Source organism: Vibrio sp. 1167, from assembly GCF_033340375.1.
GTDB lineage: Bacteria > Pseudomonadota > Gammaproteobacteria > Enterobacterales > Vibrionaceae > Vibrio > Vibrio alginolyticus.
Window position 1 is genome coordinate 127,426 of record NZ_JAWOWK010000002.1, and the last position, 17,624, is coordinate 145,049.

Consider the following 17,624-nt stretch of genomic DNA (forward strand, 5'->3'; position numbering starts at 1 on the left):
ATGAGTGAGATGACTCTCAATGCTGCAGAGCAACCAATCGATGAGCTGGTTGGCTGGGTTAAGCAGCACGATTTCTCGTTGAACCTGACCACAGAGCGATTGGCATTTTTGATAGCCATTGCCGTACTGAGTAATGAAAGGTTCGATGAAGAACTGGGTGAAGGTGAACTGCATGATGCATTTGCCATCGTCACTCGACTATTTGATGAGACCGGCGAAGCCTCCGCTTTTCGTGCGAACAATGCGATCAACGAGATGGTTAAGCAGCGTCTTATGAGCCGTTTTGTCAGTGAGATTACTGACGGAGCGAGCATTTACCGCTTGTCGCCATTAGCGATAGGAATAACCGACTACTACGTGCGTCATCGTGAGTTCTCAAAACTGCGTCTATCTATCCAGCTATCCATGGTAGCGGATGAAATGGCGAAAGCGATTGAGGCAGCGCAAAAAGGTGGCACACCGGGTCACTGGAAGAAAAACGTATACGGTGTTTTAAAATATTCTGTAGGCGAAATTTTCGATCAAATTGACCTCAACCAACGTGTTATGGATGAGCAGCAACAGTCAGTGAAACAACAGATTGCTGACCTGCTTAACAAAGACTGGCGTGAAGCGATCAACAACTGTGAAGCACTTCTGTCAGAAACATCAAGCACGTTGCGTGAACTTCAAGATACGCTGCAAGCCGCCAGTGATGAACTGCAAACTCAGATCCTCGATATTCAAGAAATTGTTTACGGTGACCCTGAGCTGGAGTTTATCGAAGAAGCCTTGTTTGGTCTGCAAATGAAGCTGGACCGAATCACAAGCTGGGGCCAGCAAGCTATCGACCTTTGGATTGGTTACGACCGACACGTGCACAAGTTTATTCGTACTGCAATCGATATGGATAAGAACCGTGCGTTTAGCTCGCGTCTTCGTCAATCCGTCAAAGATTACTTCGATGCGCCTTGGTATCTGACTTATGCAGATGCGGAGAGGCTTTCTGACCTTCGTGATGAGGCCCTAGTACTGCGTGATGACGAGGTCACGGGTCAAGTTCCGATGGAAGTAGAATACGAAGAGTTTCAACAAGTCAATGATGAGTTGTCTGAACGAATTGGTGACATGCTAAAAGCGCATAAAGATCAAGGCACACCAATCGATTTGAGTGTGGTACTGCGAGATTACCTTGCACAGCACCCTTACACTCATCATTTTGATTTAGCTCGCATTATCGTCGATCAAGCTGTACGTCTAGGGTATTCAGAATCGGATTACCAAGCGATTCAACCAGACTGGAAAGCAATCAACGAATTTGGGGCAAAGGTACAAGCGAATGTCATCGACCGATACTAATGAATACATGTCAGAGAATCTGGCAAAAGCAATTTCTAACCCTCTGTTCCCAGTGCTAGACAGCATGCTTCGAGCAGGGCGTCATATCTCAAGTGAAGATCTAGACAACCACGCGTTGTTGTCGGATTTCGAACTTGAGCTTTCTTCTTTCTACCAACGCTACAACACCGAATTGGTGAAAGCGCCAGAAGGTTTCTTCTACCTTCGTCCACGTTCAACATCTCTGATTGGCCGTAGTGTTCTTTCTGAACTGGATATGCTGGTGGGTAAGGTACTGTGTTTCCTTTATCTAAGCCCAGAGCGTCTTGCGCACGAAGGCATCTTCACTAACCAAGAGCTGTACGACGAACTGCTTGCTCTAGCAGATGAAAATAAGCTGATGAAGCTAGTGACGAACCGTGCTACCGGTTCTGACCTTGATAAAGAAAAGCTGTTTGAAAAAGTACGTACGTCACTTCGTCGTCTGCGTCGCCTAGGCATGATCATCAACATCGGTGAAACCGGTAAGTTCAGCATCAGTGAAGCGGTATTCCGCTTTGGTGCCGATGTACGTATTGGCGATGACATGCGTGAAGCGCAGCTGCGTCTGATCCGTGATGGTGAAGCGGTAGTGCACACCAAAGAGCCAAGCCAAGGCAGCCTATTGTCTGAAGAAGAACAAGACGACCAAGCCCAAGAAGAAACAACAGAAGAGGGTGAAGCATGAGCATGATTGAACGCGGTAAATACCAATCGCTGACCATGGTCAACTGGAACGGCTTCTTTGCCCGTACTTTTGACATCGATGGTCTGGTCACCACGCTATCAGGTGGTAACGGTGCAGGTAAATCAACCACAATGGCGGCGTTCATCACCGCATTGATTCCTGACCAAACGCTACTGCACTTCCGTAACACGACAGAAGCAGGCAGCAGCCAATCGTCTCGCGACAAAGGTTTGTACGGTAAGCTACAGCCGGGCGCATGTTATGCGGCGCTGGACGTGGTGAACTCACGTAACCAACGCCTATTGTTTGCAGTAAAACTGCAGCAAGTTGCGGGTCGTGATAAGAAAGTAGACATCAAACCGTTTGTTATCCAAGGTCTTCCAAGCCATGTAAAACCAACGGATATCTTGGTGGAAAGCGTATCGGCGACTCAAGCTCGTGTACGTCAAATCAATGAAGTAAAAGAATCGATCGCGGAATTTGAAGGCGTTCAGTTCAAAGCGTTCTCTTCTATCGTGGATTACCACGCACAAATGTTTGAATTCGGTGTGATTCCGAAGAAACTGCGTAACTCTGGTGACCGCTCTAAATTCTACCGCCTGATCGAAGCATCGCTTTACGGTGGTATTTCAAGTGCGATTACGCGCTCGCTACGTGACTACCTTTTGCCACAAAACGGCGGCGTGAAAAAAGCGTTCCAAGATATGGAATCGGCACTGCGTGAAAACCGCATGACGCTAGAAGCGATCAAAACTACGCAAGCAGACCGTGACTTGTTCAAACACTTGATCACAGAGTCGACTAACTACGTGGCAGCGGACTATATGCGCCATGCTAACGAGCGTCGTAAAAAACTAGAACAGACATTGTCTTTGCGTTCAGAGTTATTTGGTTCTCGCGAGACCTTGATTGAGCAAAACAATCTGCTTAATCGCGTTCAAGAAGAGCTGGAACTGTTGATCGAGTCGGAATCGGCGCTAGAGCAAGATTACCAAGCGGCTTCGGATCACTTGCAACTGGTGCAAAACGCACTGCGCCAGCAAGAGAAGATCGAACGCTACCAAGAAGATCTTGAAGAGCTAAGTGAGCGTCTTGAAGAACAAATGATGGTCGTGGAAGAAGCGCAAGAACGCGTGATGATGGTAGAAGAGCAAGCGACCGTTGCAGAAGAAGAGGTGGATAGCCTTAAGACGCAACTTGCTGATTACCAGCAAGCTCTTGACGTTCAGCAAACTCGCGCCCTTCAATATCAACAAGCAGTTCAAGCGCTGGAGAAAGCGAAGCAGCTACTTGGCGATGACAGCCTAACGGCGGAATCGGCTCAAGCGCTTGTCTCTGAGCTTAAGAGCAAAGAATCAGAAAGCACCAATGCGTTGCTATCGGTTAAGCACAAACTGGACATGTCTTCTGCAGCGGCAGAGCAGTTTGAAACCGCGCTTAAACTGGTACAAAGCATCGTTGGTCAAGTTGAGCGCAAAGACGCGTCTGAGCATGCGAAAACTGCAATTGCGAAAGCGCGTGAGTCACAACAAATTGCACAAAACGAACAACAATGGCGAGCACAACACCGTGATCTCGAACGCAGCCTTAACCAGCAGCGTCAAGCACGTGAACTGGTTGCTGAATACAAAAAGCAATATCACGTTGAACTAACCGATGAGGTTACGTTTGAACAAGAACGTGAACGTCATGCGACGCAAATCGAATCACTAGAGATAGCTCAAGAAGAAGTTCGTGATCAGCGTGGTGAACAGCGCCGTCTAGAGCAAAACGCGGTGGCAGAAATCAGTAAGCTTGAAGCAATAGCACCAGCTTGGATTGCGGCGAACGATGCGCTAGAGAAACTGAGAGAGCAGAGCGGTGAAGAGCTTGATGATCGCCATGCGGTAATGAACCACATGCAAGTTGTCCTTGAACAAGAAAGGGAGTTGTCTTTAGCTAAAGATAAGCTTGCTGAGCGCCGTAGCCAGCTAGACTCTGAGATTGAGCGTCTTGCTTCTCCTGGTGGTTCAAATGACCCTCGCCTGAAAGGTTTGGCAGATACGCTGGGCGGTGTATTGCTGTCTGAGATCTACGATGACATCACGATTGATGACGCGCCTTACTTCAGTGCGATGTACGGTCCGGCTCGTCACGCTATCGTTGTTTCTGACTTGTCAGGCATCGAAGAGAAACTGGTAGAGCTAGACGACTGTCCAGAAGACTTGTACATCATTGAAGGTGACATCGATGCCTTTGATGACAGCTCGTTCGATGCAGAAGAGTTAGAGGGCGCGGTTTGCGTTCGTATGAACGATCGCCAAATGCGTTACTCTCGCTTGCCTGAGATCCCATTGTTTGGCCGTGCGGCACGTGAGCAGCGTCTAGAGTTGCTGCGTAACGAACGAGAAGAAGTGGTAGAGAAACACGCAAAAGCGGCGTTTGATTCTCAGAAAATGCAGCGCTTGTACCAAGCGTTTAACCTATTTGTGTCTAACCACATTCAGGTTGCTTTTGACGCCGATCCAGAACAAGCACTGGCAACTATTCGTGATAAGCGTAACCAAATTGCTCGCGTGTTGGCGGATCTGGATGCGAAAGAGCAACAACAACGTTCTCAGCTTCAAACCAGCAAGCAAGCGTTGTCTTCTCTGGACAAGCTAGCGTCACACATGGTGCTTGTTGAAGATGAGTCATTGCAAGCGCGTTTTGATGAGCTAGAAGAGAAAATCGCTCAGCTTGCAGAGGCAAAAAACTTCTTAAACAACCATGCAAAAGCCGTCACGCAATTAGAGAATATTGCGTCTGCGCTTGATGCTGACCCAGAGCAATTCGATGCACTAGAAGCAGAATACAAAGCGGCAGACGAGCGGCTACAAGATCTTAAGAAGCAAATCTTTGCACTCTCGGATCTCGTTGAACGTCGTCACTACTTCGCTTACTCAGATTCAGTAGACCTACTGAACAAGAGCAGCGAACTGAGCGAGCAGCTAAAAGCTAAACTGGTTCAAGCTGAACAAATGCGTACACGCTCTCGTGAAGAGTTGAAGCAATCGCAAGGTCAAATGAACCAATACAACCAAGTATTGGCATCATTGAAGAGTTCACACCAAGCGAAACTGGAAACGGTTCAAGAGTTCAAACAAGAGCTTCAAGAGTTTGGCGTGAACGCTGACGAAGGTGCAGAAGAGCGCGCAATGCGTCGTCGTGACGAATTGCACGAGCGTCTACACACGTCTCGCAGCCGTAAGAGCGAATACGAGCGCACGATCACCTCTACTGAACTAGAGATGAAAGGCTTGGCAAAACGTCTGAAGAAAGTTCAGAAAGAATACGTTGAGCTGCGTACGTTCGTGGTTGCTGCGAAAGCTGGCTGGTGTTCAGTACTTCGTCTGGCGCGTGAAAACGATGTTGAGCGTCGTCTACACAAGCGTGAACTGGCTTACATGTCAGCGAATGAACTGCGTTCGATGTCGGATAAATCACTGGGTGCGCTGCGTCTCGCGGTTGCGAACAATGACGACCTGCGTGATGCGCTGCGTCTATCAGAAGACAACGCTCGCCCAGAGCGTAAAGTTCTGTTCTATATTGCTGTATACCAACACCTTCGTGAGCGTATTCGTCAGGATATCATCCGTACTGATGACCCAGTTGAAGCAATCGAAGAGATGGAAGTCGAGCTGGCGCGTCTAACGGAAGAGCTAACGCAACGTGAAAACCGTCTAGCGATCAGCTCTGAGTCGGTAGCGAGCATCATCAAGAAGACGATTCAGCGTGAGCAAAACCGTATTCGTATGCTGAATCAAGGCTTGTCGAACATTTCGTTTGGTCAGGTGAAGGGCGTACGTCTAAACGTGAAGATCCGCGAAAGTCACGAAGTGCTACTGAACGGTCTAGCGACACAACAAGAGCAGCACAAAGACCTGTTTGAATCGACTCGCTTTACTTTCTCCGAAGCAATGGCGAAGCTGTTCCAACGTGTGAACCCACATATCGATATGGGTCAACGTTCTCCTCAGGTTCTGGGTGAAGAGCTACTGGATTACCGTAACTACCTAGAGCTAAGTGTAGAAGTGAACCGTGGTACAGATGGTTGGCTACAGGCTGAGTCTGGCGCACTATCAACAGGTGAAGCGATCGGTACTGGTCAGTCAATCCTATTGATGGTAGTACAAAGCTGGGAAGAAGAGTCTCGTCGTCTACGCAGCAAAGACATTGTGCCTTGTCGTTTGCTTTTCTTGGATGAAGCAGCGCGTCTGGATGCGAAATCGATCGCGACATTGTTCGAATTGTGTGACCGTCTGGATATGCAGCTTCTTATCGCGGCACCAGAAAACATCAGCCCAGAGAAGGGGACGACCTACAAACTGGTGCGTAAGGTGTTTAAAGATCACGAACACGTACACGTGGTTGGTCTGCGTGGTTTTGGTCAAACGGATAAGCCTAAGACTGAAGTACAAGAGATGATTGAAGAGTTTGAATCGTAAACTGCGAATCTAACAAAACGCCCGCAATGAACGCGGGCGTTTTTGTATCTGTTTACGAGGCAGGCTTCGAAATACATAAGATAAGCCGAGACTGTAGGACGGCAGTCTCGGCTTATTAACGGAACTTAATGAGGAAGCGACGTTTATTCCTCTGGAATATCGTCCCTGACTTCGATCATTTCAGCAAGCTCTTCAAGTGCTTGGACAGAAAGCTCAGACAAGCGCTGTAGGTGTTGGTCTAAGCTCTCTTGTTCTTCAAGCTCTGGTTCATCATTATTTGTTTCTTTTATTAGCATTTCCCAACCTCTCAAGTTGAGTAAGGGGAGCTCTCATCATACTCAAAAGGCAAAGTAGAACAGAAACGATCTATGTTGATTTTGTTAGCTCGATCATTGATTCAACTTATATATGATAAGGATGTGTTTAATAAGGAGAGCAACTGCAAGGTTTTTGGATGCGGGAACAAAAACGCCAGTAATCATGACAATTACTGGCGAGTAATAACGAACATTAGGTCGGAGGGTTAGAACAACGGCTTCACACCGAACTGCTCTGCCGCGTAAGCGACGCGTTCAATCGGTTTTGGATACTCAGCAGGTGTGCCAAGGCTCTCTATGTGTTTCAAACGAGGAAGCAAGCCTGCACCATTAGCGATTTGGATTGCCAGACCAGGGCGAGCGTTAAGCTCTAAAACCATAGGTCCTTCATCTTTATCCAGCACCATATCCGTACCCATGTATCCCAAACCTGTCATTTCCCAGGCACTTGACGCAAGCTCCAACAAGCGCTCCCAATGCGGTACTTGAAGGGTCGAAAGGTCTTTACCTGTATCAGGGTGATGAGTCACTGGATGATCGAACTGCACCGCTCTGACGGCTTTACCTGTCGCGATGTCAATGCCTACTCCTACCGCACCTTGGTGAAGGTTTGCTTTGCCGTCGGAAGCCGCTGTAGAACAGCGCATCATCGCCATAACTGGATAACCTTTAAATACGATGATCCGAACATCTGGTACGCCTTCATAACTGAAGCCATCAAAACAGTCATCAAACTTGATTAAGTTTTCAACCACAGCAACGTCATTTTTACCACCAAGAGAGAAAAGGCCAGCAAGCGCATTACTAATGTGACGCTCGACCTCATCCCTACCAATTGTAGAGCCGGAGGGTTTGGTATATACCCCGTTTTTGTGAGACGTAACAACCAGAATGCCTTTACCGCCACTACCTTGTGCAGGTTTGATTACAAAACCAGGCCAGTTCTCAACCATTTTGTGGATAGTCTTAACTTCAGCTTGGTTATGAATGACACCGATCAGGGCAGGAACTGTTGCTCCTGCTGCCTGTGCAATAATTTTGGTCTTTAGCTTGTCATCGACAAGTGGGTATTTAGAACGATCATTGTAACGGCCAATATAGCTGTGGTTACGCTTGTTCATCCCCATAATGCCTTTATGGCGAAGCTTAGACGGCGAAGTAAAACTTTCGAACATCGTTTAGTCCTCCGCTAGTGGTTTGAAGCGTCGTAGCTCAGTGAGGCGGTAACCTGTGTAAGTACCTAGTAATAGAATACCGGCCAGAACAATCAACTGTAGACCAATGAAGTTAAAGGTTAAGTGTTGAATGTATGAGTTCGTCATTGCAAGGTAAACTAATACCGCTGTCAGCAATGAACCACCACCTTGCAGAGCAACTTCCTTCGCACCTTCTTCTTCCCATAGGATTGACATACGTTCAATCGTCCAAGACAAGATGATCATAGGGAAGAAGGTAATTGTTAGGCCTTCTGTTAAGCCCATTTTAAACGCAACAACGGTGAACACCGAGATGATCATAATAACGGTAATAATGACCGCAGATATCCTTGCTACCAGCAATAAGTTCAACCTAGACAAATAGCTTCGAATAATCAGGCCTGTACCTACAATTAGCAAGAAACCGACAATACCCGTTAATAGTTGAGTTTGAACAAAAGCAACGGCAATCAACACAGGCATGAAGGTACCGGATGTTTTCAGGCCGATAATCACACGCAAGAACACAACGATCAGAGCACCAATAGGGATGAGCATGATGGTTTTGAACATCGCTTGCTCTTCCAAAGGTAGGCTATGAATTGAAATATTCAGTAATCCATCTGCTTCTATTTTGTTGTTTGTAGCTTGTTGTGGTGTCATTTCTTGCTTAATCATCGAGAAATGCACTTGGCTATTTTTACCACCAACAAGGTCAAGTAAGGATACGTTTGATTCATCCCACACTAACAAGTTGGGTTTCACTGCTTTTTGTTCGGATTTTGGCGAAAACAGTACCCAATCTTTACCTGACCAAACCTGAACCATTGGTTGAATTGTTTGGCGTCGACGACCATCTTCTAGTTCGATAACACCGACGGTTTTGCTCTGTATACCTGCGGTAAGCAAAATATTATGCAGTGCATCAGTACGGCTGAAATCGTTCAGTAGTAGCGACGAGTTTTGGCTATCTGGGTCATTAAGCGCTTTGATAAGCTCACGAGTAAACGTCACATTATCGGCTGAGCGACTCATCGCACGTTCGATAAGGGCATTTGCCGCTGCTGCTTGTGGTGCTGATAGCGTTGGTGGCGTAATGTCTTCCGTTGGCGGTAAAGGAGTGACTTTAGCCTGAGGGTCTACTAAGAACTGGGCTTTGTAGTATATGGTTTGTGGCCCTTGAGCTTGGCGAATTGACCATTCTGCACGACGGCCTGAATCGTCATTGATGTAGGAAACGCCATAACCTGATGAGGAAGCAGATTCACCGATAAGTGTGTAACCACTTTGTGTATGAGGTGCTGCAAGTGACGCTTTTACTTCGTTGCCGTTAGCATTGAACTCAATACGAGCTTCTACATCCCATACCTGGCGAGTTTCGCCTGGCGTCCAAGGCACGCCGTAGTTTTCATGTCTGAAAACACTCAGAGCAATGCCCGCAATCACCAATAAGATGATAGAAAGGTAAAACGGTATTTTTGACGTCATAATCTACCTTATTATTTTTTATCTTCGTCCGTTTGGATATAGGTACGACTTACATCGACAAGTGCTATGTCGCGCATAAATTCTCTACCCAGTAAAATAGGATGGTTCATATGTGAGCGATCTGCCAACGTAAATTGCGCTTTTTCATGAATTTTTCCAACGCGCACCCAAAGTTCTACCACAGCGCGGCGTTCTAACTCTTCACTGGTAACCTGGCGGATTTTGACGTAGCGAATGACAGGAGCTTCGATCCAGGTACTTTTCTCTTCTTCGGATTTACTGGTGTCTGCTAAGTGGAATCGGACCCATTTTTTGCCATTTCTTTCGAACTCTTCAATATCAACGGCATTTAAAGACGACGTCGCGGCACCAGTGTCGATACGTGCATCAAAAGTTTGCTTAATCGACTCTACAGTGACCTTTTCGATAGAGCCAAGGACAATATCGTGAGTTGGGGTTGGTTCCACAGGAGCGGGAGATTGGACAATAATCGGCTCTTTCGGTTTTTTTACTTCTGCCATTGCTTCATCGCGAAATGTAAGAAGTTCAACCTGTAGTTTATCGACTTGTTCTTCAAGGCTGTCGATATAGTCCGATTGGTTGCTGAGCTGTAGCTCTAGGTTGGTAATGCGATTATTGACATTCGCTTCTGAATTTTGAATCGCCGCTAACGTTTCTTGGTGGTACTGTTCGCCTTTGGTTAGTGAGCATCCAGATAGTAAGGCGATGGCAACAATCGGGGTCAATCGTAATAACATTGAAAACCTTGGGATTGGATTAAGTTGTTTATTTTTTAGGAGTTTAGCTTATATCGATAAAGCCTCACAAGTAAGAATGTTTCTCTATTACTTATTGTTTGAGGAATAGTGATGAAAAGCCAAAAATCAAGGACATAAAAGCGCATCCTTATTTAGAGCGTGCTTATATTTTGACGTGACAAATGGATTCAAAAAACAAACTCGCTCATTACGAGGAAAGAGGGTAATGTCTTAACTCGTAAAATGAGTTAAGACAATGTCAGGAATCTCAGCGAATTATGATTTGCGAGCGACAAGAACCGCGCGGCGAGGGGCAGGATAGCCTTCTACAGTTTTGCTTGGGTCGTTCGGATCTAAGTAGTCAGGTAGAGAGTTATGCGTCATCCAATCTGTGGTACGTTGTTCGTCTACGGACGTGATGTTTTCATCAACGATACGAACATCTTCAAAACCGACCAATTCTAACCACACTTTTAGGGCTTTTGCTGAAGGGAAGAAATAGACATTACGCATTTGCGCGTAACGAGAAGTCGGGACCAGTACTGCATTCTCATCACCTTCAATAACGAGTGTTTCCAATACGAGTTCACCACCAGATACCAATTGATCTTTTAGTTGCACTAAATGATCGAGAGGCGAGCGGCGATGGTAAAGAACGCCCATGCTGAATACCGTATCGAACGCTTCTAACTTAGGTAGCTGTTCAATGCCCAATGGCAATAGGTGCGCACGTTGGTCATCGCCCATTAGTTTACGAATTGCTTCGAACTGAATTAGAAACAGGTGAGATGGATCGATACCGACAGTTAAGCGTGCACCTTCGCCTAGCATGCGCCACATGTGGTAGCCGTTACCACAACCAACATCGAGTACGCTGCGATTCTTTAATGGTGAAATATGCGGAAGCACGCGGTCCCATTTCCAATCACTGCGCCACTCAGTATCAATATGGATGCCGTGTACGTGGTATGGGCCTTTGCGCCAAGGATGGAATGTACGAAGTAAGCTTTCTAGCTTTTTAAGTTCCCCTTGAGGCATCGGCTCATTGTTTGAAATCGTGACAGAATCAACAATGTCGATGTTGTCCGGTCTACCCGCTGGGATTTTGTTCAGGGCTTTCAACCAGCGACTAAAGTCACCGTGCTCTGCATTTTGCCAATCCGTTAGCTGTTGCGGAAGCACATTAAGCCAAGGTTGAAGACGAGTGTCTTGGGCAATCAATTGGTAGAAATTTGCAAAGTTAAACATAGTTAGTCAATCGCTGAGTTGATGGGTATAAATTATTAACAAAAGCCGAAATCGGTATGGTTCAGGCTTGGTATGCATGGTCTATTTAATCGCGAACATGGAGCCGAAGTTAAAGCATTGGAACCAAACGTCGTAGCTAGAAAAGCCAATTTTAGCGAAACGCTCTTTATGTTCTTTCTTTGAATCTGGGCGCATTACGTTTTCTATCGCGCTACGCTTTTGGCTGATTTCTAGTTCGCTATAACCATTCGCACGTTTAAAGTCGTGGTGAAGGTCAATTAACAGTTCGTTCGACACTTCATCTTCGAAGACGAACTTCTCCGATAGAATCAAAATGCCGCCTGGACGCAGGCCTGCGTAAATTTTCTCGAGCAAGGAGTAACGATCTTCTGGAGAGAGGAATTGCAAAGTGAAGTTCAACACCACCACTGACGCGTTTTCAATTTCGATATTGCGAATGTCTGCTTCTACTACATCCACAGGAGTGTCACTGCGGTAAGCGTTGACGTGAAGTTTACAACGCTCAACCATCGCAGGAGAGTTGTCCACTGCGATGATTTGGCAACCTTCTTGTTTGATATGGCGACGCATAGACAATGTTGCAGCACCCAAAGAACAGCCAAGGTCATAGATGTTTGAGTGAGGTTTTACAAAACGCTCTGCCAGCATACCGATTGCAGAAATGATATTGCTGTAACCCGGTACCGATCGTTGAATCATGTCAGGAAATACTTCCGCTACGCGTTCATCGAACGTGAAATCCCCAATTTTATCGATTGGAGCCGAAAAAATAGTATCTGGATTGCTCTTAGGGTTCATAACTAAGTCTCTGCATACAAGCCGCCTGAAAATGTCAGGCACCAAAAAAGGCGCGTATTTTATGGGAATTTCGCGCCTCTGTCATGTGTTGCGTTAGAACATCTGTAACTGCGAGTTGCCATCGTCAGCTGGGAAAGGTGATAACTCAGGGAGTGTGATACGCTTTTGTATGTCTTTATATAGGTTTGCGGCCAACTCTGGCGCAATTATATTGTCTGCGGTATGGATCATGACATATGGCTGTTTACCTTCGGCAATCCATTGTGGCAACTTGTTGAGCCATGGTTTAAAAAACTCGTAATTTTGCTGTTCTTCTGGATGACCAATAAAGCGAATCAAAGGGTGTGAAGCGGTAGCAATGGCGTGAACAGGGACTCGTGGTTTTTTCATTTGTGCATCAATAATCGCCTCATTGTCGGGCTTAGCGGCAAAGACTGGGCGGCTATCCATAATAATGCGGTCAATATTATTCTCTACTAACCATTGGTTAAGTGCTCGCTCTTCTTCGCCTTTGGAGAAAAATGCCATATGGCGAACCTCAACACCGAGAGGGAAGTTAGGTGGAAAGTTCGCACAGAACTTTTTCAGCCGATCAAGGTGCTCAGGACCAAATGCGGCTGGTAATTGAATTGTCCATTGGCCCACACGGTCATGCAAAGGCTCCATGACTTTCATGAAGTCTCTCAGTTGTTCGCTGCAACCTCTTAGCATTTGCTCATGAGTGATGGCTTTAGGAAGTTTGAAAGTAAAGCGAAAATCATCGTGGGTTGCGGCTCTCCAGTTTTGCACTGTATTGAGCGTCGGTGTGGCATAAAATGTCGTGTTGCCTTCCACGGTATGAAACACTTGCGCATACCTTTCTAAACGTTCAGCGGGCTTTGTCCCGCTGCCGTAAAAACTTTGTTGCCATTGATTGTGCGACCACATCGTCAATCCAAGTCGAAGAGGTAAGTTATCCATTATTCTTTACTGCTTGCTACTCGTGTGAATACTTTACGAGAGTTTTGCTGAAATAGGTAATTTCACGCTATAATCCTCCCCAATTTTTTCGCTTTGGTGCGCTTTTGAACATTTGTTGTACTAAAAAGCACCAGTGAATGATAAAACACACGTAATTGTATGTTGAGTAGTCGATTTTCGTGGACATTCAGCGTATAACTGAATCTTTACTCTGCTTAGCAATGAGGCTGACAGAGCGTAGTTAACAACATTTGAGAGATTGGGAATTTCATTATGCGTACCCATTACTGTGGTCACCTGAACAAGTCCCTTGCAGGACAAACTGTAGAACTTTGCGGCTGGGTTAACCGTCGTCGTGATTTAGGCGGTCTTATTTTTATTGATATGCGAGATCGCGAAGGTATCGTTCAGGTAGTTGTTGATCCAGATATGGCGGATGCGTATGAAGTGGCGAACACACTTCGTAATGAATTCTGTATCAAACTAACGGGTGAAGTGCGCGTTCGCCCAGAGAGCCAAGCAAACAAAGACATGGCAACAGGTGAAGTTGAGATCCTTGCGAAAGGTCTTGAAATCATCAACCGTTCTGATGTTCTGCCTCTAGACTTCAACCAAAAGAACTCTGAAGAGCAGCGCCTGAAGTACCGTTACCTAGATCTACGTCGTCCAGAAATGAGCGACCGCATCAAGCTACGAGCTAAAGCGTCTAGCTTTGTTCGTCGTTTCCTAGATGACAACGGTTTCCTAGACATCGAAACACCAGTCCTAACAAAAGCGACTCCAGAAGGCGCTCGTGACTACCTAGTACCTAGCCGTGTTCACAAAGGCAGCTTCTACGCGCTTCCTCAGTCTCCACAGCTATTCAAACAACTTCTAATGATGTCTGGTTTTGACCGTTACTACCAAATCGTTAAGTGTTTCCGTGATGAAGACTTGCGTGCTGACCGTCAACCAGAATTCACTCAGATCGATATCGAAACGTCATTCATGACGGCTGACCAAGTTCGTGCAACGACTGAGAAAATGGTTCGTGAAATGTGGCAAGAGCTACTAAACGTTGACCTAGGTGAATTCCCAGTAATGCCGTTCAGCGAAGCGATTCGTCGTTTCGGTTCTGACAAGCCAGACCTACGTAACCCACTGGAACTAGTAGACGTTGCTGACCTAGTGAAAGACGTTGAGTTCAAAGTATTCTCAGGTCCAGCAAACGATGAAAAAGGCCGCGTTGCCGTTATTCGCGTTCCAGGTGGCGCTTCTCTGACTCGTAAGCAAATTGATGGCTACGGTGAGTTCGTTGGCATCTACGGTGCGAAAGGTCTAGCTTGGATGAAGGTTAATGACCGTGCAGCGGGCATGGAAGGTATCCAATCTCCAGTCGCTAAGTTCCTAAATGAAGACGTGATCAACGGCATTCTAGATCGTACTCAAGCGGAATCTGGTGACATTATCCTATTTGGCGCTGATAAAGCGGGTATCGTTGCAGAAGCAATGGGTGCGCTACGTTTGAAACTAGGTAAAGACCTAGAGCTAACGGATGAATCTGCTTGGGCTCCACTATGGGTTGTTGACTTCCCAATGTTCGAAGAAGATGACGAAGGCAACCTACACGCGATGCACCACCCATTCACATCGCCTCTAGGTGTGACTGCAGAAGAGCTAAAAGCAAACCCTGCTGCGGCAAATTCTAACGCTTACGATATGGTTCTAAATGGCTACGAAGTGGGCGGCGGCTCTGTTCGTATCCACAACGCAGATATGCAAGAAGCCGTATTTGATATTCTAGGTATCACACCTGAAGAGCAACAGCTTAAGTTCGGCTTCCTGCTTGATGCGCTGAAATTCGGTACGCCTCCACATGCTGGTCTTGCATTTGGTCTAGACCGGCTAGTAATGCTGCTATGTGGCACAGAGAACATCCGTGATGTTATCGCGTTCCCTAAAACAACAGCAGCGGCGTGTCTACTAACAGACGCACCAAGTATTGCGAACCCAGCAGCGCTAGAAGAGCTAGCAATCGCAGTAACTGCAGCGAAAGAAAAAGACGCAGAATAAGCGCACAACATTTGAAGAAAACTCCCGCAACTGCGGGAGTTTTTGTTTAAATAAACCCAAGAAACTTCCAAAGCAATTTCCCAAGCAACGCTTTTAGAACATGTCTGCTATTAAGCGTCAAAATACATTAAAAGGTGAATTATGGCTGGTCATAGTAAATGGGCGAATATTCGTCACCGTAAAGCAGCGCAAGATGCGAAGCGCGGCAAAATCTTTACTAAATTAATCCGTGAAATCGTTGTTGCGGCAAAAGAGGGGGGCGGTGAGCCAGAAAATAACCCACGTTTGCGAGCAGCAATTGATAAAGCACTGTCTAACAACATGACACGTGACACTGTCAACCGTGCTGTCAGCCGAGGTGCTGGTGGTGAAGGCGACGACAACATGGAAACCGTGATCTATGAAGGTTATGGTCCAGGTGGTACGGCGGTCATGGTTGAATGTATGACGGATAACCGAAATCGTACGGTATCTGGCGTACGCCATGCATTCTCAAAGTCAGGCGGTAATCTGGGGACGGATGGTAGCGTCAACTATCTTTTCGACAAGAAAGGCGTGATTTCATATGGCCCAGGTTTAGATGAGGATGCGGTAATGGAAGTGGCATTAGAAAGTGGTGCTGATGACATTGAAACGGCAGAAGATGGCTCGATTGATGTCTACACGGCCCCAGGCGACTTTGGACTCGTAAAAGATGCCCTTGATGCCGCAGGTTTTGAGGCAGAGAACGCGGAGGTGTCGCTGATCCCATCTACGAAAGCAGATTTGGACGCGGATACTGCGCCAAAACTACTTCGTTTGATTGACGCTTTGGAAGATCTGGACGACGTTCAAGAGGTTTATCACAATGGTGATATCTCTGACGACGTTGCGGCTACGCTAGATTAAACTCAAGGTGTCGGGAGCGGTATTTGCTCCGAAGTTAGCAAGTAATAATAAAAAGACTGAGGCCGAATTAGGCCTCATTTTTAGGAACATTCATGTCAATTATTTTGGGCATTGACCCAGGTTCGCGCATTACCGGCTATGGGGTCATTCGTCAAAATGGACGCCACTTGCAATACCTTGGTAGTGGCTGCATTCGTACTTCAGAAAAAGAACTTCCGGGTCGGCTTAAACAGATTTATGCAGGCGTCACGGAAATCATTACCCAGTTTCAACCGGACGTTTTCGCGATCGAGCAAGTGTTTATGGCCAAAAACGCGGATTCAGCGCTAAAACTTGGCCAAGCTCGTGGCAGTGCAATTGTTGCTGCGGTGAATGCGGAGTTGCCGGTATTTGAATACGCGGCTCGTCTTATTAAGCAAGCTGTCGTCGGCACTGGTGGCGCGGACAAAGCGCAAGTTCAGCATATGGTTCAGCAGATGCTTAAATTGCCCGCCAAGCCTCAAGCGGATGCAGCCGATGCTTTAGGTGTGGCGATTTGTCATGCCAATACTAACAAGACTCTCGTTGCGTTAGCGGGCAAAGCAACCAGTGCCAGAAAAGGGCGCTACCGTTAAAATTAACTGGATGTCTATCCAGTTCTTTATTATCCTGTCGCAAATTCATTTCCAAAGAGTATTTATAGTGATTGGACGTCTTCGTGGCACACTGATTGAAAAACAACCACCTGAAGTATTAATTGAAGTTAATGGCATTGGTTATGAAGTCCAGATGCCAATGAGCTGTTTTTACGAGCTGCCAAATGTTGGCGAAGAAGCCATTATTTATACTCACTTTGTCGTCCGTGAAGATGCACAATTGCTATACGGTTTCAACACAGTAAAAGAACGAGCGCTTTTCCGTGAAGTGATCAAAGCCAATGGCGTTGGTCCTAAACTCGGTCTTGGTATTCTCTCTGGTATGACAGCAACGCAATTTGTTACTTGTGTGGAACATGAAGACGTTTCTACGCTGGTTAAGCTTCCAGGCGTTGGCAAGAAAACCGCAGAGCGATTGGTTGTTGAAATGAAAGACCGATTGAAAGGGTGGGGCGCTGGCGATCTATTTACACCATTTACGGATGCTGCTCCTGCGGATTCTGGTGCGACATCCAACAACGCGGAAGAAGAGGCAATTAGCGCACTTCTAGCTTTGGGTTACAAGCCGACTCAAGCATCGAAAGTGGTGTCTCAAATTGCTAAACCGGACATGAGCAGTGAGCAAATGATCCGTGAAGCTCTAAAATCAATGGTGTAACGCTGGTTTCACAGTGAGCATTTGTTCAAGATAACTCATTCTCTAAGGTTAATGCCAATCGCTTAACGATGTTTTTTGTGTCATTCCAGCGAGCC

General features: G+C 46.4%; 14 protein-coding genes. 7 read left to right on the top strand and 7 right to left on the bottom strand.

Features of this window, described 5'->3' with window-relative positions; genetic code table 11:
* Genes mukF through mukB form a run of 3 tightly spaced genes read left to right on the top strand, consistent with a single transcriptional unit; the run spans position 1 to position 6,510 of the window.
* Complete coding sequence (gene mukF / locus R7Z78_RS03955) at positions 1–1,338, top strand: chromosome partition protein MukF (protein WP_017634722.1); 1,338 nt, start codon at positions 1–3, stop codon at positions 1,336–1,338.
* Entirely contained in the window at positions 1,319–2,044 is a 726-nt protein-coding gene (gene mukE, locus R7Z78_RS03960; RefSeq protein WP_169644473.1) for a chromosome partition protein MukE, read from the top strand. The genes mukF and mukE overlap by 20 nt, the downstream gene beginning before the upstream one ends.
* 2 nt (positions 2,045–2,046) lie before the next feature.
* A complete protein-coding gene (mukB, locus tag R7Z78_RS03965) occupies positions 2,047–6,510 on the top strand; it encodes a chromosome partition protein MukB (RefSeq protein ID WP_104976049.1) in 4,464 nt (1,487 codons plus the stop codon).
* 143 nt (positions 6,511–6,653) lie between these two features.
* Here the strand turns inward: mukB and R7Z78_RS03970 are convergent, their stop codons facing one another.
* From R7Z78_RS03970 to R7Z78_RS04000, 7 genes are all read right to left on the bottom strand, one after another.
* Positions 6,654–6,806 carry a hypothetical protein gene (locus R7Z78_RS03970; protein ID WP_005378381.1) on the bottom strand — a complete coding sequence of 51 codons (153 nt, stop codon included), beginning with the start codon at positions 6,804–6,806 and terminating at the stop codon, positions 6,654–6,656.
* 227 nt (positions 6,807–7,033) lie between these two features.
* The gene (locus R7Z78_RS03975) at positions 7,034–8,002 is read right to left on the bottom strand and encodes an alpha-L-glutamate ligase-like protein (protein ID WP_005378387.1); all 969 of its coding nucleotides are present in this window, start codon (positions 8,000–8,002) and stop codon (positions 7,034–7,036) included.
* 3 nt (positions 8,003–8,005) lie between these two features.
* A complete protein-coding gene (locus tag R7Z78_RS03980) occupies positions 8,006–9,511 on the bottom strand; it encodes an inactive transglutaminase family protein (RefSeq protein WP_005378389.1) in 1,506 nt (501 codons plus the stop codon).
* An 11-nt stretch (positions 9,512–9,522) separates the two neighbouring features.
* A complete protein-coding gene (locus R7Z78_RS03985) occupies positions 9,523–10,269 on the bottom strand; it encodes an ATP-dependent zinc protease (RefSeq protein ID WP_005378391.1) in 747 nt (248 codons plus the stop codon).
* Between the two features lie 276 nt (positions 10,270–10,545).
* On the bottom strand, positions 10,546–11,517 hold the full coding sequence (gene cmoB / locus R7Z78_RS03990) for a tRNA 5-methoxyuridine(34)/uridine 5-oxyacetic acid(34) synthase CmoB (protein WP_104975995.1): 972 nt from the start codon (positions 11,515–11,517) through the stop codon (positions 10,546–10,548).
* Between the two features lie 81 nt (positions 11,518–11,598).
* A complete protein-coding gene (gene cmoA, locus R7Z78_RS03995) occupies positions 11,599–12,336 on the bottom strand; it encodes a carboxy-S-adenosyl-L-methionine synthase CmoA (RefSeq protein WP_017635063.1) in 738 nt (245 codons plus the stop codon).
* Between the two features lie 93 nt (positions 12,337–12,429).
* The gene (locus tag R7Z78_RS04000; protein ID WP_042522110.1) at positions 12,430–13,296 is read right to left on the bottom strand and encodes a DUF72 domain-containing protein; all 867 of its coding nucleotides are present in this window, start codon (positions 13,294–13,296) and stop codon (positions 12,430–12,432) included.
* A 273-nt stretch (positions 13,297–13,569) separates the two neighbouring features.
* Between R7Z78_RS04000 and aspS the strand changes: the two genes are divergently transcribed.
* The 4 genes from aspS to ruvA all read left to right on the top strand — a co-directional run bounded on the left by aspS (position 13,570) and on the right by ruvA (position 17,529).
* Entirely contained in the window at positions 13,570–15,348 is a 1,779-nt protein-coding gene (gene aspS / locus R7Z78_RS04005) for an aspartate--tRNA ligase (protein ID WP_005378401.1), read from the top strand.
* 141 nt (positions 15,349–15,489) lie between these two features.
* Positions 15,490–16,236, top strand: a complete 747-nt coding sequence (locus R7Z78_RS04010; protein WP_005378402.1) for a YebC/PmpR family DNA-binding transcriptional regulator — start codon at positions 15,490–15,492, stop codon at positions 16,234–16,236.
* A 92-nt stretch (positions 16,237–16,328) separates the two neighbouring features.
* Complete coding sequence (gene ruvC, locus R7Z78_RS04015) at positions 16,329–16,850, top strand: crossover junction endodeoxyribonuclease RuvC (protein ID WP_005387909.1); 522 nt, start codon at positions 16,329–16,331, stop codon at positions 16,848–16,850.
* Positions 16,851–16,917: 67 nt separating this feature from the next.
* A complete protein-coding gene (ruvA, locus tag R7Z78_RS04020) occupies positions 16,918–17,529 on the top strand; it encodes a Holliday junction branch migration protein RuvA (RefSeq protein WP_012841979.1) in 612 nt (203 codons plus the stop codon).
* Positions 17,530–17,624: the final 95 nt, after the last annotated feature.

Coding starts and splice junctions, on each gene's coding strand:
- mukF (WP_017634722.1), top strand. CDS start 1: ATGAGTGAGATGACTCTCAATGCTGCAGAGCAACCAATCGATGAGCTG.
- aspS (WP_005378401.1), top strand. CDS start 13,570: ATGCGTACCCATTACTGTGGTCACCTGAACAAGTCCCTTGCAGGACAA.
- R7Z78_RS03980 (WP_005378389.1), bottom strand. CDS start 9,511: ATGACGTCAAAAATACCGTTTTACCTTTCTATCATCTTATTGGTGATT.
- mukE (WP_169644473.1), top strand. CDS start 1,319: ATGTCATCGACCGATACTAATGAATACATGTCAGAGAATCTGGCAAAA.
- ruvC (WP_005387909.1), top strand. CDS start 16,329: ATGTCAATTATTTTGGGCATTGACCCAGGTTCGCGCATTACCGGCTAT.
- R7Z78_RS03975 (WP_005378387.1), bottom strand. CDS start 8,002: ATGTTCGAAAGTTTTACTTCGCCGTCTAAGCTTCGCCATAAAGGCATT.
- R7Z78_RS03970 (WP_005378381.1), bottom strand. CDS start 6,806: ATGCTAATAAAAGAAACAAATAATGATGAACCAGAGCTTGAAGAACAA.
- R7Z78_RS04010 (WP_005378402.1), top strand. CDS start 15,490: ATGGCTGGTCATAGTAAATGGGCGAATATTCGTCACCGTAAAGCAGCG.
- cmoB (WP_104975995.1), bottom strand. CDS start 11,517: ATGTTTAACTTTGCAAATTTCTACCAATTGATTGCCCAAGACACTCGT.
- cmoA (WP_017635063.1), bottom strand. CDS start 12,336: ATGAACCCTAAGAGCAATCCAGATACTATTTTTTCGGCTCCAATCGAT.
- R7Z78_RS03985 (WP_005378391.1), bottom strand. CDS start 10,269: ATGTTATTACGATTGACCCCGATTGTTGCCATCGCCTTACTATCTGGA.
- mukB (WP_104976049.1), top strand. CDS start 2,047: ATGATTGAACGCGGTAAATACCAATCGCTGACCATGGTCAACTGGAAC.
- R7Z78_RS04000 (WP_042522110.1), bottom strand. CDS start 13,296: ATGGATAACTTACCTCTTCGACTTGGATTGACGATGTGGTCGCACAAT.